This is a genomic window from Methanolacinia paynteri (assembly GCF_000784355.1).
Lineage (GTDB): Archaea > Halobacteriota > Methanomicrobia > Methanomicrobiales > Methanomicrobiaceae > Methanolacinia > Methanolacinia paynteri.
This window is the reverse complement of the sequence record NZ_KN360930.1, coordinates 71,164-89,203: the sequence shown is the minus strand read 5'-3', so window position 1 is coordinate 89,203 and position 18,040 is coordinate 71,164. Positions and strand designations below refer to the sequence as shown.

Genomic DNA, 18,040 nt, shown 5'->3' with positions numbered 1-18,040 from the left:
GTACAGATTCCGGAGTTCTCATGTTTTCAAAGGCTCTTCTTGATATAAACGGACGAAAGATCGAGTACAGGGAAGAAACACTGACGGGAATCAGGTGCAGGATATGCCCGTCAAGAGAAGAAAGGGGTTTAAATGATCTCAGGATACCTGAGGCATTAGAAATGAATGAGTCCTGCCCGTTCTGCCCTGAAAATATCGAAAAAGACACACCCTGTTTTGAAACCGGCGAAAGAATACATGTTGGAGAAAGCACTACTTTTCCAAACATCTACCCCTTCGGTGAGAACCATATAGTGACGGTAATCACAAGGGAGCATTGCCCACATGAGATTACCGAAAACCAGATCCTCGATTCACTTAAAGGCCAGTTTCTGGGCCTTAAGGAAAAAGAAGGATTTGCCACGATAAACTGGAATTATCTTTCCTCTGCAGGCGCAAGCATGATCCATCCCCATCTGCAGGGATTCTCGGAAGGGATTCCTACATACCTGACATCTCTTTACATAAACAGGTCAAAGGAATATTTTGATAGAACAGGATCGAATTACTGGCTTTCAGTAGCCGAATCGGAAAAAGAATCCGAGAGGTATCTGTTTGGCGACGAGATAACGTGGTGTGCAAACCCGGTACCGACAGGAGAAAAGGAGATCAGGGGATATCTTCCTTTTTGCTCGTTCAACGATTTTGAAGAGTTCATTCCTGAGATCGCCGGAGGGATCAGGAGAGTAATGGAGATCTATAAAAATGCCGGCAATCATGCCCTCAATATGGCGATCAGGTTCGGAAAAGACGAGCATGAAAGGTATTTCAGGGCGTTCGTATCGATCATTGCAAGGATAAACCCAAACCCGGAGTCGATCTCCGATTCGGCATTCATGGAGAGACTGCACTTTGAACCTGTCGTCATGACCGTTCCCGAAGATCTAAAAAGGATAGACAGTAGATTCCAGAAGTATTAATCCGGCAGAACTTCGGCATACAGATGCAGGATAGACCCGCCAGACTGATAAAGAATCATTTCAAACAATATAGCACAGGCAGAGAAATTTATGAATGCGGAACAGGGAGAAAAGGATGGACAGTATGGCCACTGGCCAGTGCTCTTTCTCCTCTCCCTTGCAACTGCAATAGAACTTATTGACGGAACCGCCCTCAATATCTCTCTCCCTACAATCGCATCCGACTTCAATATCAACCTGGGGACCGCGTCATGGATCCCGATGGTCTATTTTTTGACGATAAGCTGCCTGCTCCTTCCATTCGCAAAAGTTATTGAGAAAACGGGGACCAGAAAGATCCTTTTTGCAGGACTACTCCTGTTTACCGTAAGCTCATATTTTTGCGCAATATCAGGAAGAATAGAACTGCTCATATTCTTCCGGTTCCTGCAGGCCACGGGCGGAGCGATGATGGCCGCAGCCGTTCCTGCACAGGTCGCAATAGGATTTACCCCGGAGACAAGAGGGCGTGCACTTGGAATTATTATGGGCGCCGGGGGATTCGGCCTTGCAGCAGGACCGGCAATCGGAGGATACATAACCCATTTCATCTCCTGGCACTGGATATTTTACATCAACATACCTATCGGCATCATCGGGATGGCCCTGACGTACTTCTGCCTGAAACCATATAGCCCGGCAGAAAGATCAAATGGCTTCGATTACAGCGGGCTCGTATTCATGTCGCTCTTCATGGTATCGTTTCTGTTTCTGCTCACGAAAGGAAGCGAATACGGGTGGAGTTCACCGGAGACCATAATAACGGCAGCAGTCTCCATACTGGCCCTTGTAATATTCATTATCCAGGAGAAGAGATCCAAAGACCCTATACTGGATATGTCCATATTCCTGTCCTGGGCCTTTCTGCTCTCTACAGCCTTCCTGCTCGTATTCGAGATAGTACTAGGTGGAATAGAACTTATTCTTCCTTTCTACCTGGAGAAGGTTCTCGAATTCACTCCCGACATATCAGGACTCTACATGCTCATCCCGCCTATGATAATGATCATCGCAGGGCCTGCCGGAGGATTCCTCTCCGACTACGAGGGCAACAGAATGGTCTGTTCGATATCTGCCCTGATCGGAACCATAGCATTTGTAATCTTCTTAATATCCCTGACTAGCCCGGGCATGATAATTTACATGGTCATCGCCCTAATCCTCTTCGGAATGGCGATAGGAGCGGTTGCAAGTTCCGGTGCAAGCAGAATTATCGAACACAGCCCGAAAGGACTTGAGATCACGGGCTCAGCCATAAGCAACCTCGTTTTTTACATAGGGATGAGCCTTGGAACAGCAATTTATACGCTGATACTCCAGTCGGGAATGGCGAGTACAACAGTTAACAGCGGAGGAATCTCCATAAACGACGTCTCGGCATATGTCTTCTCGTCCGCGATGCCTTATATCTATATATTCTCGATTGTACTCATGGCAGCGGCACTGTTGTTCGCACTGCTGGTACCCGATAAAAAAAGGGCGGCAGAAGCAGGGAACAGCACGGAAAGATAAAATAAAAGGCTCTTCGCTAATCTGCGTGGGTACAAAATACAGGTTTCACTACTTTTGGCAACCCCTCGCCGCGAGCCGCAAAGCAGGCCCGCGGATCGGCCCCGACCTCGGGGCCTCTTATCATGATAGGCCACTCAGGGGATAGACGAGTATCCCCTGAGCAGCAGGATGTGAAAAACTCATGGCGTGTACGGAACGGAATATGCCAAAGAAGGCTAAATTCAACAGCTCAGGGGACCCTCGCCGGTCCCCTGGGCGTGCCATGGAAAAGCTATCTTAAAGGCAAGGTCCCTGGGCAGGGGCCGTCCGGCGGTCTTTGACCGCCGGTGCCGGGGTTGCCTGAGTAAGATCTGTAAGCAATACGGAAGTGCCATGTATGTAATATCCGAACGTATATGAGGATGAGGAAATGCGAAGTATTTTCGAACAATTACTTACCTATATGAAACAGCGAAGAGCCAAATAAAATCCAAACCCTTTCTCTTCTTTCCGGCTACAGGGAGTGAAAGTTTTCAGATATAACAAAATTCGCGGATTATACAAGACCAATCTCATCTTTAACGGTCTTTAATCCCTCAATAGAGATCTCATAAAATTCAGGAAGCTCAATGCAATCTTCGATCATCCTTACTCTCTCCCTGCTGCATCCCGCCGCAAACGAACAATCCTTCATCTTTTTCATAACGGTTTTCACTGAAACAGCAGATAAATCTCCGCCTTTGACCATGGCACAGGCGATTATCAGCCCCGATATATTGTCGGCTGCAGTGAGTGCAGTATCCACAGGAGTTTTCGAATCCCCGTACATCTCATAATTGTGTCTCTTCACAGGCCCTGCAATCTCTTCCGGAACCCCGGTTTCGGCGAGTATCCTGTAGCCTTCTGCACCGTGAAGAGTCATGTCACCGCCTGTGTATTCGAAATCTATGTCATGAAGAATCCCGATAATCTCCCATTTATCCTGATCTTCTCCAAGTCTTGCAGCAACAGCCTTCATTACTGCCGCAGTTGCAATACAGTGATTTATCAGACCTTTACCGCTCACGCGAGACTTCAAAAGGGCCAAGGCTTCATCGCGCCGCATAATGATAAGAATGAACTCTATGTAAAAAAAGGGTTGGGATAATCAATACTGGAGCAGATCCCTGGAAATACCCGAACTGATTATCCAGTAGTCGTCCTTTTCGACAGGCATGACATAATTCAGGTTCTGCTTAATTGTGCCGTCGGTTCCATCATAACTGTAAATTATGAATCCTCCGCCATTACGAGCGATTTCTGCTGCTCTTTGGATACTTTTGACACCGAATTTCATCTCACGATCATAGATATTCTCACCTATGATCTCCGGGTATGCAGGATGGGCAAGGATATTTCCATCATAATCCAGCGCAAGGACATACATCCCGTTGTCAAGATCAAAATAATCTCCGCTTTGGTTGTTGAACACCGAGATTGCTTCATCCATGGATACGTTCTCGGCAAATAAGGCCGCACCGGTCATAAAATCCTTCACGTATCCAAGATAAAGGGGTGTGCTATTGGTTTTATCCACAAGATCGTCAAGATATATTCCTGAGCCTATCCACCATTCATCATCGACTGGATACACATACCCGAGCTTTTCCTCGTATGTCATATTATCCGACGGGTTCGGATAGGTATAAAGAACCTCTCCTCCTCCCGATTCTGCCACATCACGGCACGCCTCGACAAACCTCATACCATTGGTGTCTGTCGCGGACAATCCGTTCGTTCCGACAAGGCTCTGGTTGAAAGGCTGGGCGATATAAGTTCCGTTATAATAAAGTGCATATATATACATGGTCCCGTCAACAAATTTGCCGGAAGGATCATTGAACTCTGCGGCAGCCTCTTCCATACCTACTTCTTTTGCATATTCGGATGCGTTCATGACAAATTCCTCGAGCCCGGATAAAGTATAGTTCCGAGTCTCAACATGTAACACCGGCACTTGCGGCGTATCATTGACCTGAGGAGAATCAGAATCTGAGTCTGTGCATCCGCAGGATATGCAGATCAATATTAATACCAAAAATACCGGTATGTATAATATTTTCATCGGTTAAGTTTTCTCAATATTTCATTATCAGGTTAACGGATGTGAACACTGTTACAAGATAATAATTTGTGAACTAAAAAAAAAGATGGTATTTTAATTTACCAGGGTTTGTCGATTAATTTGACCTTTTCGACACGTGTTCCGTCGCCCTTGTGTGGCTTGCGGATTACACCGTCGCAGGACTTCTCGAGTTCGCGTGCCTCGTCGCAGAGGAGCATTGCCTGGCGCATGACTTCGTGTGCGGATGCAACGATCGGGGTGTAGTTCTCGTGTCCCTTTGTCATGAAGCAGCCCTTTACATTGATTCCTGCAACAGACTGTGCCATCTCGTATGCTGCGCGTGCCTTTGCATATGCGTAGGGGTTTGTGAACTCGCCCTCGACAGCCTTGTCCGAGCTCATTACTATCTTCGGGAGAGCAAGGTCTGCGCCCTTCTTTCCTTCCTTTACCTGGTCGATGACTTCATCGAGTGCAATCTGGAGTTTGCGGAATGCACCGGTTATTGCGAGAACCTTTACAAGGTTTCCGTTGTAGTCCGCCATCTCGATCGGGTCGAGGAATTCACGGCGTGCACCGATCATTGCGTCGGCCTTCATGATGATGTAACCGAAGCTTGTTTCCTTCAGTGCTGCAAATTCGTCCTTTTTGGTTGTGATGTCGTCGGTAATTACGACACAGGGAATGCCTGCCGCTGCAAGTGCCTCACGTGCACCTTTAGGTCCGGGGAGAACACCGTTCGGCGAGACTACGACACAGAAGTCAGGGCCGTATGCCTTCATGTTCTCGACGACGCGGTCAATATCTTTTTCCTGGAGCTTCGTTCCGCTTGTGGCCATGAATGTTTCCATGTCCTCGCGGTCTGCACGCTCATCAAGGAGAAGTTCGGCCATTACACCGCTTGCGATGTTACCGAGTTTTGCAATTCCTACTTTTACTACCATATTCTATACCTCTCAAATTTGAGAACATTCTAAGATTCATCTGGTCTGATAATAAAGATTTTGAAATATTTGCAAATATCAGCAATATTTGATCGGTTAACGAAAAGTGTTTAAATTAATCAAAACATATAACCATAGTGATGAAAGACACTCTACTGACTGACAGGCAAAAAGAAGTGTTGAGGTACAGGAAGCAGGGCCTGACGCAGCAGCAGATAGCTGATATCATACACACGTCCAAGGCGAATATCTGCACTATTGAAAAGGCTGCGATGGAGAATATTAAAAAAGCCCGCGAAACTCTCGATTTTCTCTACACACTCGATACGACCCATCTCTGTACAATAGAGAAAGGGATGGATTCGCTCGATGCCGTAAAGAAGATATTTGCGGAAGCCGAAAAGCCCGGCATCAAGATCCAGTACGATACGATTTCACTGATAAACAAGATGCGCGAATCGAATCCTGAAAAATTCAGAGGAAGATACATAAAAGAGGACCTGGAGATCTATATCAACGAAGACGGGGACATCTTCATCAGTTAAACGAATATCATATTGTTTTTTGCCAATCTACAAACGCAATCGCATAATATATAGATCCGCCTTCAGACCAGTTATGGTGAACCACTTTTACATTCCTCACGGAATGTTTTAAATAGATTTATATTATCTCAGAAAAAATATTTAGGAACCCATTATGGGATTTTATGGATCGCCTGAAAAACGAGAGCCGGACCGGCCCTCAAAACAGCGAAACCTAAATCCCGGTGGTTGCCCGGACAACGTAATCGCTGTCCGGAGATTGCCGAGAAAGGACAAAAAGCCTATGAAGGCTTTCTGTTCGGCTGACAAAGTAGGATCTGATAAATGCGCTTTTGAGGGTGGACGAAATTTTCGGCCCTTTATCCGACGGGATAGCGCACAAATAGGTCAGAATCTTTAGAGAGAGATTTCCGATAACAGGAAAGACAAGGCAGAGGAAAAACGTCCTGTAACAACAGGCAGGTTCCCGGCCGAATGCAGACAGCATTACAGTCTGCCGCAGTTATGGTTATTCTCAGATTCAACAGACCGAAAATCCTTTTTGGTCCGGCCGAAATCCGTAAACACGGATTTCTCGGAAAAAAGTTCAAAGAATAAACAGGACTGATTGATAAATGCCTGGAACAACCAGACCACGCAGAGGATCACTTGCATACAGCCCGCGCAAAAGGGCGAAGAGTCAGGTACCGAAGTACCACTCATGGCCTTCGTACAACGGAGAGCCAGCCTTCCAGGGATATGCAGGTTATAAAGTGGGTATGACTCATGTCATTATGATCGATGACCACAAGAACAGTCCATCGGAAGGAAAAGAGATCTCGGTACCGGTTACGGTAATTGAGATTCCGCCGATGAAAGTCATCGCGATTCGTGCCTATACAAACGACACATACGGCAGGAAAGCATTCGCCGAAGTTTGGTCAGAAAACATCGACGAGAGCATCTCCCGTGCTACACAGATCCCAAAGAAGCACAATGCCGAAGAACAGAAAGAGAAAATTCTTAAGGGCATCGAAGACGGCTTCGTAACCGACATTTTTGCAATAATGTACACGCAGCCCGAACAGCTCACAGGTGTCCCGAAGAAAGTTCCGGAACTGATGGAGATCCGCATCGCAGGCGGAGACCTCAGCACACGCCTCGACTTCGGAATCTCCAAGCTGGGAGAGGAAGTCGAGATTGAAAATGTCGCAAACGCCGGACAGTACATCGATGTAACTGCCGTTACAACCGGAAAGGGAACCCAGGGTGCAGTAAAACGCTGGGGCATTCAGGTAAGAAAGCGCAAGCACTCACGCGGAAAGAAGAAGCGCCATATCGGAAACCTCGGACCGTGGACACCTCACCACGTAAGGTGGCAGGTACCGCAGATGGGCCAGATGGGATACCAGCAGAGGACCGAATTCAACAAGCGCATCCTCAGGATCGGCAACAACCCCGAAGAGATCAACCCGGACGGAGGATTCCTCCACTACGGACTTGTCAGAGGAAAATACGTCCTGATCAAAGGCTCGATCCCCGGACCCACAAAGCGTCTCATAAGGATTCGCCCGGCAATACGCCAGGGAGAGCATGTCTTCCGCGAACCGTCGATTAACTTTGTCAGCACAATGAGTAAGCAGGGGTGAAATAGGCGATGAAAACACAGATAAAAACAATTGACGGAAAGGATGCAGGCGAGATCGAGCTTCCGGTTCTTTTCGAAGAGGAATATCGTCCCGACCTCATTAAAAAGGCTGTAATCTCGATCCAGAGCATGCGCTACCAGCCTCACGGAACAAACCCATATGCAGGAATAAAAACTTCCGCAGCGTCATGGGGAAGTGGACGCGGTGTTGCACAGGTCCCGAGGATTAAGAACGGTTCACGTGTAGCAAGAATCCCGCAGGCTGTAGGCGGACGTGCGGCACACCCACCGAAGGTTGAAAAGATCCTTGTAAAGAAGATCAACAAGCAGGAAAAGAGAAAAGCGATGAGATCGGCAATCGCTGCAACCACAAACGAGGAACTTGTTCTTGCAAGGGGTCATATCTTTGAAGGGGCCGTACCGGTAGTATTCGAGGAAGCCTTTGAAGACCTGAAATCAACGAAAGAAGTAGCAGACGCACTCAGGGCAGCAGGACTCTACGAGGACGTAGTCCGTGCAAGGAACTCAAGGAAGGTTCGTGCAGGACGCGGAAAACTCCGTGGAAGACGCTACAAACAGAGAAAAAGTCTCCTTATCGTTACAGGCGACAAGCAGCTTCGCGCCGGCAAGAACCTTGCAGGTGTAGACATTACAACAGTCGAACAGCTGAATGTAGAACTCCTTGCACCCGGAACACAGGCAGGAAGACTTACTGTATGGACAGTGCCTGCCATAAACAGACTGGGGGAGATGTGAAATGATAATCAAGCACCCGTATGTTTCGGAAAAGGCTTCAATGGACATGGAATATGAAGGCAAACTTCAGTTCATCGTCGACAACAAGGCTTCGAAAAAACAGATCGCTGCAGAGCTTGAGAAAATGTTCGGCCAGAACGTCAAATCAGTCAGAACCCTGATGACGATGAAAGGCCAGAAGAAAGCGATCGTATGCTTCGAGAACGAGAAGGCCGGCGAGGAGATCCTCAGCAGGCTCGGAATCATGTAAGGTGGTCTAAATGGGAAAACGAATTATCTCACAGAACCGCGGACGCGGAGGACCGACATACCGTGCACCCTCGCACAAGTATAAGGCGTCGCTCAAGCACCCCGGCAATGTCAAAGAGACAATAAAGGGACAGATCATTGACATCGAGCATGATCCCGCACGACACGCACCTATTGCAAAGGTCGAACTCGAAGACGGAAAGAAGATGTTCATGCTCGTCACTGAAGGAATGGGCGTCTCCGAGAAGGTCGCATGGGGACCTGAAGCAGGAATCAGCAACGGAAACACCCTCAGCCTTAAGGACATCCCCGTAGGAGCATACGTCTGCAACGTCGAGGCAAGGCCCAACGACGGCGGGAAGTTTATTCGCGCAAGCGGTGTTCAGGCACAGGTTATCGGAAAATCCGATGACGGACGTGTCGGTATCAAAATGCCGAGCGGAAAGAACAAGTGGTTCAACGAAGACTGCCGTGCAACAATCGGAATCGTCGCAGGCGGAGGACGCAGCGAGAAACCGTTCGTCAAGGCAGGAAAGAAGTACCACAAGGTCAAGTCACAGGCACAGAAGTGGCCGAGAGTCAAGGGTGTCTGCATGAACGTCATCGACCACCCGTTCGGTGGCGGTGGACACCAGCACTGCGGAAGGCCGAAGACTGTTTCAAGAGGCACTTCACCCGGAAGAAAGGTCGGTCATATTGCGGCCAAACGCACAGGAAGGAAATAATCAAGGGGTGAAAAAATATGGCAAAGAAAACTCAGAAGCGCTTGCCGAGGCGAAAAGAAGAATTTACGTACCACGGCTACAAAATCGAAGAACTTCAGCAGATGAGCCTTACAGAGCTTCTCCCCATCATGCCTTCAAGGGCACGCCGCAAATACAACCGCGGACTTTCACCGGGGCAGGAAAAGCTGATTTCTGACATGAGAGAGGGCAAGGAGCGTGTAAGGACACACCTCCGTGACATGGTAATCATGCCCGAGATGATAGGAAAGACGATCGAAGTGCACAACGGAAAGGAGTTTGTAAAAGTAGAGCTCCAGCCCGAAGCGGTGTTCCACTACCTTGGAGAGTTCGCCCTTACAAGAAGACGCGTTACCCACGGAAGTGCAGGTATCGGTGCAACAAGATCCAGTAAATACGTACCGCTGAAGTGATGGCAATGGCAAGGACAGATTATTCACTAAACATCAAAGGCGATGAAGTTGCCCGTGCGAAAGCAAACGAACTTCCGATCTCGCCCAAGCACGCCATCGAGATTGCCGCATTCATCAAAGGCAAGACCACATCAGAGGCCATAGATTATCTTGAAAACGTAGTTGCACTCAAAAAGGCAATCCCGTTCAAGAAGTTCAACTGCAATGTTGCACACAAGAAAGGCCTTGACAAGTGGGACGCCGGAAGATACCCGGTAAAGGCTTCAGAGGAGTACCTCAGGCTCTTAAGATCGGTCGAAAAGAACGCCGAATACATAGGTCTCGACACAGAGAACCTCGAGATATTCCATGTATCGGCAAACAGAGGCCGCAGGCAGAGAGGTATCTTCCCCCGTGCAATGGGAAGAGCTACACCGAAATTTGCAGAATCGGTCAACATTGAAATTCTAGTAAAGGAGGCCCAGTAATGGCAGTTGAAAGAAGATTCGTAGAAGACGGCGTACGTGCTGCACGTGTGGAAAAATATCTCCGTAAAGAGCTCAAGAGAGCCGGATACGGCGGAACCGAAATCGTCCGCACACCTCTCGGAACACAGATAACGATCTACGCTGAAAAGCCCGGTATCGTTATCGGTAAAGGCGGAAAGGTAGTCCGCGAAATCACGTCAACACTCCAGAATGATTACAACATTGAAACACCCCAGATTGAGGTTCAGCAGGTGGAAAACCCTGCATTCAATGCACAGATCATGGCAGAGCGCCTTGCAAACTCACTTGAGAGAGGCTGGTACTTCCGTAAGGCAGGAAGCAGCATTATCAGGCGCATAATGGAATCCGGAGCTCTTGGGTGTGAGGTCGTCATATCCGGAAAACTCACCGGAGCAAGATCGCGTGTCCAGAAATTTACCGAAGGCTACATCAAGCATGCCGGCGAGCCAAGCGAGACAATTGTCGAGCACGGCTTTGCAATCGCAATTAAGAAGCTGGGCACTATCGGATGCCAGGTAAAGATCGTTCCGCCGGGAGCACAGCTTCCGGACCATTTCGAAGTTTTAGAACCTGAAGCGGTAGTCAAATCGGAACCTGCCAGGGCAGAACCCGAAGAAGATATCCCCGAAGAAGATATCATCGGACAGGAGATCGACGCCGAGATGGAAGCTGTTGAAGATGTTCCTGAAGAGGAGGACTTCTGAATGGCTATATTCCGTGCATCCGAAGTCAGCCAGTTCAGTGATTCCGAACTGACAGAACAGCTCTCGAAACTGGAGCTTGAGCTCGTTCAGGATCTTGGCAAGGTAAGCGCAGGAGGAGCACCGGAAAATCCCGGCCGCATCCACGAAGTAAAGCGCACAATCGCCAGGATCAAAACGGAGCAGACAAAGAGGAGTCGCGAGGCGTGATAACACCGGGGAATATCTGCAGGCATGAACTCATAGGTCTTAAGGCAGCGGTAGAGAGATCCACAAATCCTACACAGGTTGGGATCTCGGGAATCGTTGCAGACGAGACTAAGAACATGCTTGTAATATTCTCAGGTGACCGCCTCAAAGCAGTGCAGAAGAAAGGGGCTGTATTCAGGATGCATCTCCCAGATGATACTCTTATAAGAGTTGATGGATCGGTGCTTGTTGCGCAGCCTGAAAAAAGAATCAGCATGCGAATTAGAAAACCGAGGTAAATAATGGCTAAAAATATAGGGTTAAACGTTAACATTCCCGAAAAGGAATGCGACGACGTAAACTGTCCATTTCATGGCAATTTGCCGGTACGCGGCCAGGTGATTACCGGCAAAGTCGTGAGTGACCGAATGCAGGGATCTGTTGTTGTTGCAAGAGATTACCTGCACTACGTGAAGAAGTACAAGCGTTATGAAAAACGCTCGTCGAAGCTTCACGCACACAACCCTCCGTGTCTTGGAGCCAAGGTCGGCGACACTGTAAAGATTGCAGAGTGCAGACCGCTCTCCAAGACAAAGACCTTCGTAGTAGTGGAGGTGACTGAGGAATGAAAGCAAAACAGTCCAGGACTCCGAGAGCGCTTGCAACAGGTTCGAAACTTACCTGTGCAGACAACACCGGTGCAAGGCAGGTCCAGATCGTATCTGTCAATCAGTATCACGGTGTAAGAAAGCGCCAGCCGAAGCTCGGCCTTGGAGATATGGCAACAGTATCAGTAAAGAAAGGAACTCCCGATATGCGCCGCAAACTTGAAAAAGCGGTAGTTATCAGGCAGAAAAAAGAGATCAGAAGGATCAACGGCCTGCGCCTTTCCTTTGAGGACAACGCAATGGTCATCACAAACGAGCGTGGCGAACCGAAGGGCACCGAGATCAAAGGACCGGTTGCAAGAGAGGTTGCCGAGCGTTTCCCGAAGATCGGCTCCATGGCGACGATCATTGTATGAGGTGAGCTGAAATGGTTAGAATTGCAAGTACACAGCCAAGAAAACAGCGCAAAGCGCGCTACAACGCACCTCTGCATGCACGCGGCAAGTTCCTGAACGCTGCTCTCACATCGGATTTACAGGAAAAATACGGCAAAAAGAGCTGCCGTATTGTAGTCGGTGACACTGTAAAGGTCCAGAGAGGAGACTTCAGGGGCGAAGAAGGAGTCGTCGACGGTGTCGACACCGAGAAGGGAACAGTCATCGTTCACGGCGTATCCGTTACAAAAGTCGACGGAACCGAGGTCCCGAGACCCGTATACGCATCGAACGTGACGATTACAAAGCTCAAACTCGATGATAAAAAGCGTGAAGAGAGACTGGAGGCCGGAAACTAATGTCAAATCATATGAAGAGACTCACTTCGCCTACGGGATGGCGTATCGCGAAGAAAGAGAATAAGTTCGTCATCAAGACCGCACCGGGCCCCCACAACAGGAACTCGATGCCGATGGCAGTCTGGTTAAGGGACCACATGGGCTTAGCTCTCAACATGAAGGAAGTAAAGAAGATCCTCAAGGACCGTTCGGTAATCCTCAACGGAATCCCGTGCACGGACCCGAAGCTTGGAATAGGCGTCTTCGACATCATCTCGATCCCGAAAGTCGACAAGTATTACAGGATTCTCCGTGACAAGAAGGGAGACTACGTATCAGTACCCATCTCGGCAGAGGATGCAAAGACACGCCTCTGCAAGATCGAGAACAAGACGATTGTTTCGGGTGGGAAGATCCAGCTCAATCTTCGCTACGGTGCGAACCTGATAGTGGATTCACAGGATTACAAACCCAAAGACTCGATAGTCATCGGACTTGAAGGCGACAATCGCTTTAAAGTGACCGATCACTACCCGTTCGCAGAGGGAAGCGTTGCAATGATCATCGGAGGAAGCCACTCAGGAAAGATCGGCAGAATCTCAAAGATCGATACAATCCCCGGAAGCATCTCGAACAGGGTCTACCTCAAAGACGAAAAGTCGGGCGAGGACTTCGACACCATTGAAGAATACATCTTCGTTATCGGTACGACAGAGCCTGCAGTAAAGGAATGGGGGATTGAGGCATGAACCCAATGCAGGACGTTCATATCGACAAGGTTGTCGTCCACATGAGCGTCGGTGAGTCAGGTGACAAGCTTGTAAAGGCTGAAAATATCATCAGCGAGATTACAGGCCAGAAACCTGTCCGCACGATTGCAAAGAGAACACAGCCTGCCTTCGGAATCAGGAAGGGTCAGCCCATTGGCTGCAAGGTATATCTCAGGGGAAAGACCGCAGAGGATTTCGTCGAGACTTCCTTAAGCATTCTTGAGAACAAGATCTTTGAATCCCAGTTCGACCGCTCGGGAAACCTCTCATACGGAGTAGAGGAGCACACTGACTTCCCGGGACAGTCATATGATCCGATGATCGGTATCTACGGCATGGACGTAAACGTAATCCTTGAAAAGAAAGGAATACGGATCGCACGGCGGAACATTGAGAGAAAGAAGCTCCCGTCAAAGCAGATAGTAACACGTGAAGATGCCGTCAAATTCATGACAGAAAAATACCAGGTGGAGGTGCTCTGAAATGGCACAGAAAAAATCGAAGAACCAGAAGACACCTGAGAAGATCTACGGCCGCGGTGCGAACGAGTGCCAGATGTGCGGAAGAAAGCAGGGCCTTGTAAGAAGATACAAGATAATGCTTTGCCGCCAGTGTTTCCGTGAATCTGCCCAGAAGATCGGGTTTAAGAAGATGAATTAGAGGTGTATGCAAGATGACAAGATTAAATCCTATTGCAGATGCAATGAGCGCCATCAAGAACGCCTCTGATACAGGCAAGATCTCCTGCATCGTAGAGCCCGCAGGAAAACTTCTCGGCTCGATGCTCGGAATCATGAAAGAGGAAGGCTACATCGAAGGCTTCGAACTGATTGACGACGGAAGGGGCGGACAGTTTAAGGTCAGCCTCAACGGAAACATCAACAAATGTGGTGTTATTTCGCCAAGATTTGCAGTGAAGACCGACGAGATCGAGAAATGGGAAAACCAGTACCTTCCTGCAAAGAACTTCGGACTGCTGATAATGACCACCTCTCACGGGGTCATTTCGCACGAGAACGCACGCCAGAAAGGTATCGGCGGCGAACTTCTCGCGTATGTATACTGAGGAGTGACACAGAAGAATGATTACAGAGAACAGAATTGAAATCCCTGAAGGAGTTAATGCAGAGATAGCCGGCGGAAAACTGGTTGTCTCAGGAAAGAAAGGGACTCTGGAGCGTTTAATGCGTTACCCCGGCATCACAGTCAGAATCGAAGACGGAGAGCTGATAATCTCAACCGAATCACAGAGAAAGAAGATCTATGCAATGCTCGGAACATATGCGTCACATGCGAAGAACATGTTCCGCGGCGTCAACGAGGAATACGTATACGGCATGAAGGTCGTATACAGCCACTTCCCTATTCAGTTAAAGGAAATCGGCGGAAAACTCGAGATCGTAAACTTCCTCGGGGAGAAGGAACCGAGATATGCAGAAATTCCTGAAAGTGTCAAGATGAAGATCGCCGGAGACGAGATCACACTCACAGGCATCGATAAGGAACTTGTAGGAACCACAGCTTCAAGAATTGAGAAAGCCACCAAAGTCAGGGGTCGTGACACCCGTGTATTCCAGGATGGCATATATATTGTGAGCAAGGCGTGATTTGAGATGGCTGAAGATAAAATAAGATTAATCAGGGCCAGAAACGCCCAGCGTGGGTCCTTTAAGCGCCAGGGTCTTTCCAGGAAGAAGAAACTGGAGGACACATGGAGAAGGCCACGTGGTCTCCAGAGCAAACAGAGGAAAGGGTACCGTGCAAAGGGAGCACACCCGCAGCCGGGCTACGGAAGCCCGAAGGCTGTCCGTGGAATGCACCCGAGCGGCTTTGAGGATGTACTCGTATACAACCTTGCCGACCTGGAAAACCTGAACCCTGAAATACAGGCAATTCGGATCGCCTCGACAGTAGGAAACAAGAAGAGAGAGGAGATCCAGAAAAAAGCTGAAGAGCTCGGATTCAGGGTCCTGAACCAGAAAGAAGTAATCAAACCTTCAGAAAAGAAAGCGGCAAAGGCCGAAGAGAAATCTGAAGAGGAAGTTTCCGAAGAGGAGGAAGCCGCCGAAGAGACCGAACCTGAAGAGGAAGAGGTCGTCGAAGAGGCCGAAACCGCAGAGGAAGAAGAGGTGAAGAGCGATGAGTGACCTCAAGAACCAGAAGAGGATAGCAGCAGCAGTTCTTAAATGCGGTGTACACAGGGTCAAACTCAGTGAAGACCGCGGCGAGGACATAGCAAATGCAATCTCACGCGAAGATATCAGGGGCCTCATCGAAGATGGTGCAATCAGCGCAAAACCTGTCCAGGGTGTAAGCCGCGGAAGAGCAAGAGAACTCGCTAAAAAACGCGGATACGGACACCGTAAGGGACAGGGAAGCAGGAAAGGTGCAAAGGGAGCACGCACACCGTCCAAGAGGACATGGATCAAAAAGATCCGTGCAATCAGGAGAGAGCTCCGTGCACTGCGTGACTCCGGCGAGATCGACGCACACTTATACAGGATCATGTACAGGAAGGCAGCAGGCGGTCAGTTCAGGAGCGTAGCCCACATGAAGGCTCAGCTCGAGCAGATCTCAGGGAGGATGGAATAAATGGCAACCGGACCAAGGTACTTCGTCTCGTTCCGCAGGAGAAGAGAAGGGAAGACCAACTACTACAGCCGTTTAAAGCTTCTCCTCTCTGGAAAACCCAGAATGGTTGTCAGGAAGACAAACAGGCACATCATATGCCAGCTTGTCGAAGCAAAGATGGAAGGCGACAGGACACTTGTTGCCGCAAACTCGAGTGAACTTGTAAAATACGGTTACAAGGGTTCGCTTGCAAACACCCCCGCAGCATACCTCACCGGAATGCTCTTTGCCGTAAAGGCATTCAACGCGGGATACGAAACGGCGATTCTCGATATCGGACTGCACCGTGCAACATACGGGGCAAAGGTCTTTGCAGCACTCAGGGGAGCGGTTGACGCAGGATTAGATATTCCGCACAATCCGGATATCCTCCCTGCCGATGAGAGAGTAAAGGGCTCTCACATTGCAGAGTACGCTCCCGAGAGAGCAGGAGATCTCGTGGAGAATGTCGAAGCCGTTCAGGATGCAATAATGAAGGAGCTGAAATAATGGCCTTTGAACAGGAAGAATGGATTCCTCTCACCGGTCTTGGAAAACAGGTGGCAGCGGGAGAGATCTCCGGACTTGATGAAGTTCTCGAGAGCGGAAGGCCTATCAAGGAACCACAGATCGTCGATTACTTCCTCCCCGACCTCGAGGACGACGTACTTGACATCAATATGGTACAGAGGATGACAGACAGCGGAAGGCGTGTAAAATTCCGCTGTGTCGTAGTTGTAGGAAACCGCAACGGCTACATCGGTTTCGGCCAGGGCAAGGACGTCCAGGTCGGAAACGCCATCAAGAAGGCGATAGATAACGCCAAGATCAATATCATCAAGGTAAAGAGAGGCTGCGGCAGCTGGGAATGTGCATGCGGAGAAGGACACTCGCTCCCGTTCCGTGTAACAGGAAAGGCAGGCAGTGTCAAGGTTACTCTCATGCCTGCACCCCAGGGAATTGGCCTTGTTACCGGTGACATCGGAAAGAAGGTACTCGAACTTGCAGGTGTAAAGGACATCTGGTCAGCAGCAGACGGCCAGACAAGGACCACGATCAACTATGCGAAGGCAACCTTCAACGCACTCAAGGAATCTAATCTTGTGAGAACCGGAGGGTCGAAGTAATGTACTTTGTAGTTCAGGTCAGGGGTGTTGTCAACACCCGTAAAGAGATCAAGGACACCCTCAAGATGCTCCGCCTTCACCACGTCAACCACTGCGTAATAATCCCCGACACACCGGCATACACAGGTATGATAAGGAAAGTCAAGGATTACGTGGCATACGGCGAGGCAACACCCGAGATCCTCTCGACGCTCCTTGAGACACGCGGACGTCTTACCGGCGATGAGAAGCTCACCGATGAATACATCAAAGAGAACTCGAAATACGACGGCATCGAATCTTTCGCAGGCGCCGTATGCAGCGGGGAAGCTCAGTTCAACGACATCCCCCGATTAAAACCGGTTCTCAGGCTTCACCCGCCGAGAAAAGGATACAAGTCAATCAAGCGCACGTACCAGCAGGGCGGCGCTCTTGGTAACTACGGTAGCGATATCGGGAATCTTCTCTACAGGATGAGGTGAATCGGAGATGCCTGTTAACAAGAGATCAAAATACCGCGGATCACGCACATGCGGCGGCGGAACACACAAAAACCGCAGAGGTGCAGGAAACAGGGGCGGAAAAGGCCGTGCAGGACACAGGGACCACAGGTTTACCCACTTCCTGCTCGCTGATGAGGTTCATAACGGAAAGCACGGGTTCTTCCAGCAGAATGCCTCCAAAGTAAAGGCAATCGATGTTGGAAAACTCGACCAGATGGCAGATGACCTTGTGGCTTGCGGCGCAGCAACCCTTGAAGGTGATTCAATCACCATCGATGCAGAACAGATCGGAATTGATAAAATACTTGGAGGGGGAAAAATTACTCATAAACTGATAATTACCGCCAAGGAATTTTCCGAATCTGCTAGATCGAAGATCGAGGAGAGCGGCGGTCAGGCTCTAACCGCCTAAAATTTTTGGTGAAC

At 49.1% G+C, this 18,040-nt stretch carries 29 protein-coding genes; 26 read left to right on the top strand and 3 right to left on the bottom strand.

Annotation, left to right across the window (positions count from 1 at the left end):
• Positions 1–20: 20 nt before the first annotated feature.
• Positions 21–959, top strand: coding sequence for a galactose-1-phosphate uridylyltransferase (locus tag METPAY_RS06650; protein WP_048150486.1), 939 nt, complete (start codon positions 21–23; stop codon positions 957–959).
• A gap of 90 nt (positions 960–1,049) precedes the next feature.
• Positions 1,050–2,510 carry a DHA2 family efflux MFS transporter permease subunit gene (locus METPAY_RS06645; RefSeq protein ID WP_048150485.1) on the top strand — a complete coding sequence of 487 codons (1,461 nt, stop codon included), beginning with the start codon at positions 1,050–1,052 and terminating at the stop codon, positions 2,508–2,510.
• 535 nt (positions 2,511–3,045) lie between these two features.
• Here the strand turns inward: METPAY_RS06645 and METPAY_RS06640 are convergent.
• From METPAY_RS06640 to METPAY_RS06630, 3 genes are all read right to left on the bottom strand, one after another.
• A complete protein-coding gene (locus METPAY_RS06640) occupies positions 3,046–3,555 on the bottom strand; it encodes an HDIG domain-containing metalloprotein (RefSeq protein ID WP_245611549.1) in 510 nt (169 codons plus the stop codon).
• 81 nt (positions 3,556–3,636) lie between these two features.
• Positions 3,637–4,425: a cache domain-containing protein gene (locus tag METPAY_RS06635; RefSeq protein WP_169743644.1), complete on the bottom strand. Its 789-nt coding sequence runs from the start codon at positions 4,423–4,425 to the stop codon at positions 3,637–3,639.
• A gap of 266 nt (positions 4,426–4,691) precedes the next feature.
• A complete protein-coding gene (locus METPAY_RS06630) occupies positions 4,692–5,534 on the bottom strand; it encodes a F420-dependent methylenetetrahydromethanopterin dehydrogenase (RefSeq protein ID WP_048150481.1) in 843 nt (280 codons plus the stop codon).
• A gap of 140 nt (positions 5,535–5,674) precedes the next feature.
• Between METPAY_RS06630 and METPAY_RS06625 the strand changes: the two genes are divergently transcribed.
• The 24 genes from METPAY_RS06625 (at position 5,675) to METPAY_RS06505 (ending at position 18,026) form a co-directional block, all read left to right on the top strand.
• Positions 5,675–6,079, top strand: coding sequence for a Tfx family DNA-binding protein (locus METPAY_RS06625; protein ID WP_013330111.1), 405 nt, complete (start codon positions 5,675–5,677; stop codon positions 6,077–6,079).
• A 614-nt stretch (positions 6,080–6,693) separates the two neighbouring features.
• Positions 6,694–7,707 (top strand): 50S ribosomal protein L3, encoded by a 1,014-nt coding sequence (locus METPAY_RS06615; RefSeq protein ID WP_013330113.1) that lies wholly within the window; start codon positions 6,694–6,696, stop codon positions 7,705–7,707.
• An 8-nt stretch (positions 7,708–7,715) separates the two neighbouring features.
• Positions 7,716–8,462 (top strand): 50S ribosomal protein L4, encoded by a 747-nt coding sequence (rpl4p, locus tag METPAY_RS06610; protein WP_048150475.1) that lies wholly within the window; start codon positions 7,716–7,718, stop codon positions 8,460–8,462.
• A gap of 1 nt (position 8,463) precedes the next feature.
• A complete protein-coding gene (locus tag METPAY_RS06605; RefSeq protein ID WP_013330115.1) occupies positions 8,464–8,712 on the top strand; it encodes a 50S ribosomal protein L23 in 249 nt (82 codons plus the stop codon).
• A gap of 10 nt (positions 8,713–8,722) precedes the next feature.
• Complete coding sequence (locus METPAY_RS06600; RefSeq protein WP_013330116.1) at positions 8,723–9,436, top strand: 50S ribosomal protein L2; 714 nt, start codon at positions 8,723–8,725, stop codon at positions 9,434–9,436.
• Between the two features lie 17 nt (positions 9,437–9,453).
• Positions 9,454–9,867 carry a 30S ribosomal protein S19 gene (locus METPAY_RS06595; protein ID WP_013330117.1) on the top strand — a complete coding sequence of 138 codons (414 nt, stop codon included), beginning with the start codon at positions 9,454–9,456 and terminating at the stop codon, positions 9,865–9,867.
• Between the two features lie 5 nt (positions 9,868–9,872).
• The gene (locus METPAY_RS06590; RefSeq protein WP_048150639.1) at positions 9,873–10,334 is read left to right on the top strand and encodes a 50S ribosomal protein L22; all 462 of its coding nucleotides are present in this window, start codon (positions 9,873–9,875) and stop codon (positions 10,332–10,334) included.
• A complete protein-coding gene (locus METPAY_RS06585) occupies positions 10,334–11,059 on the top strand; it encodes a 30S ribosomal protein S3 (RefSeq protein ID WP_048150472.1) in 726 nt (241 codons plus the stop codon). Before METPAY_RS06590 ends, METPAY_RS06585 begins: the two co-directional genes overlap by 1 nt.
• On the top strand, positions 11,060–11,266 hold the full coding sequence (rpmC, locus tag METPAY_RS06580) for a 50S ribosomal protein L29 (protein WP_048150470.1): 207 nt from the start codon (positions 11,060–11,062) through the stop codon (positions 11,264–11,266). It abuts the gene before it with no gap.
• A complete protein-coding gene (locus METPAY_RS06575) occupies positions 11,263–11,544 on the top strand; it encodes a ribonuclease P protein component 1 (protein WP_048150467.1) in 282 nt (93 codons plus the stop codon). Before rpmC ends, METPAY_RS06575 begins: the two co-directional genes overlap by 4 nt.
• 3 nt (positions 11,545–11,547) lie before the next feature.
• Entirely contained in the window at positions 11,548–11,874 is a 327-nt protein-coding gene (locus METPAY_RS06570) for a 30S ribosomal protein S17 (RefSeq protein ID WP_013330122.1), read from the top strand.
• Positions 11,871–12,269: a 50S ribosomal protein L14 gene (locus tag METPAY_RS06565; RefSeq protein ID WP_048150466.1), complete on the top strand. Its 399-nt coding sequence runs from the start codon at positions 11,871–11,873 to the stop codon at positions 12,267–12,269. Before METPAY_RS06570 ends, METPAY_RS06565 begins: the two co-directional genes overlap by 4 nt.
• An 11-nt stretch (positions 12,270–12,280) precedes the next feature.
• Complete coding sequence (gene rplX, locus METPAY_RS06560) at positions 12,281–12,646, top strand: 50S ribosomal protein L24 (RefSeq protein WP_048150463.1); 366 nt, start codon at positions 12,281–12,283, stop codon at positions 12,644–12,646.
• Entirely contained in the window at positions 12,646–13,374 is a 729-nt protein-coding gene (locus tag METPAY_RS06555; protein ID WP_048150461.1) for a 30S ribosomal protein S4e, read from the top strand. Before rplX ends, METPAY_RS06555 begins: the two co-directional genes overlap by 1 nt.
• Positions 13,371–13,877, top strand: a complete 507-nt coding sequence (locus METPAY_RS06550; RefSeq protein ID WP_048150460.1) for a 50S ribosomal protein L5 — start codon at positions 13,371–13,373, stop codon at positions 13,875–13,877. The genes METPAY_RS06555 and METPAY_RS06550 overlap by 4 nt, the downstream gene beginning before the upstream one ends.
• Before the next feature lies 1 nt (position 13,878).
• Positions 13,879–14,055, top strand: a complete 177-nt coding sequence (locus tag METPAY_RS06545) for a 30S ribosomal protein S14 (protein ID WP_013330127.1) — start codon at positions 13,879–13,881, stop codon at positions 14,053–14,055.
• A 13-nt stretch (positions 14,056–14,068) separates the two neighbouring features.
• Positions 14,069–14,461, top strand: a complete 393-nt coding sequence (locus tag METPAY_RS06540) for a 30S ribosomal protein S8 (RefSeq protein ID WP_048150458.1) — start codon at positions 14,069–14,071, stop codon at positions 14,459–14,461.
• A 16-nt stretch (positions 14,462–14,477) separates the two neighbouring features.
• On the top strand, positions 14,478–15,002 hold the full coding sequence (gene rpl6p / locus METPAY_RS06535; RefSeq protein ID WP_048150455.1) for a 50S ribosomal protein L6: 525 nt from the start codon (positions 14,478–14,480) through the stop codon (positions 15,000–15,002).
• A 6-nt stretch (positions 15,003–15,008) separates the two neighbouring features.
• On the top strand, positions 15,009–15,542 hold the full coding sequence (locus METPAY_RS06530; RefSeq protein WP_048150452.1) for a 50S ribosomal protein L32e: 534 nt from the start codon (positions 15,009–15,011) through the stop codon (positions 15,540–15,542).
• The gene (locus METPAY_RS06525; protein WP_013330131.1) at positions 15,535–15,987 is read left to right on the top strand and encodes a 50S ribosomal protein L19e; all 453 of its coding nucleotides are present in this window, start codon (positions 15,535–15,537) and stop codon (positions 15,985–15,987) included. The genes METPAY_RS06530 and METPAY_RS06525 overlap by 8 nt, the downstream gene beginning before the upstream one ends.
• Positions 15,988–16,515 carry a 50S ribosomal protein L18 gene (locus tag METPAY_RS06520; protein WP_013330132.1) on the top strand — a complete coding sequence of 176 codons (528 nt, stop codon included), beginning with the start codon at positions 15,988–15,990 and terminating at the stop codon, positions 16,513–16,515.
• On the top strand, positions 16,515–17,132 hold the full coding sequence (locus METPAY_RS06515) for a 30S ribosomal protein S5 (protein ID WP_048150450.1): 618 nt from the start codon (positions 16,515–16,517) through the stop codon (positions 17,130–17,132). Before METPAY_RS06520 ends, METPAY_RS06515 begins: the two co-directional genes overlap by 1 nt.
• Positions 17,132–17,593 (top strand): 50S ribosomal protein L30, encoded by a 462-nt coding sequence (locus tag METPAY_RS06510; protein ID WP_013330134.1) that lies wholly within the window; start codon positions 17,132–17,134, stop codon positions 17,591–17,593. The genes METPAY_RS06515 and METPAY_RS06510 overlap by 1 nt, the downstream gene beginning before the upstream one ends.
• Positions 17,594–17,600: 7 nt before the next feature.
• Positions 17,601–18,026: an uL15m family ribosomal protein gene (locus METPAY_RS06505; RefSeq protein ID WP_013330135.1), complete on the top strand. Its 426-nt coding sequence runs from the start codon at positions 17,601–17,603 to the stop codon at positions 18,024–18,026.
• Positions 18,027–18,040 lie beyond the last annotated feature (14 nt).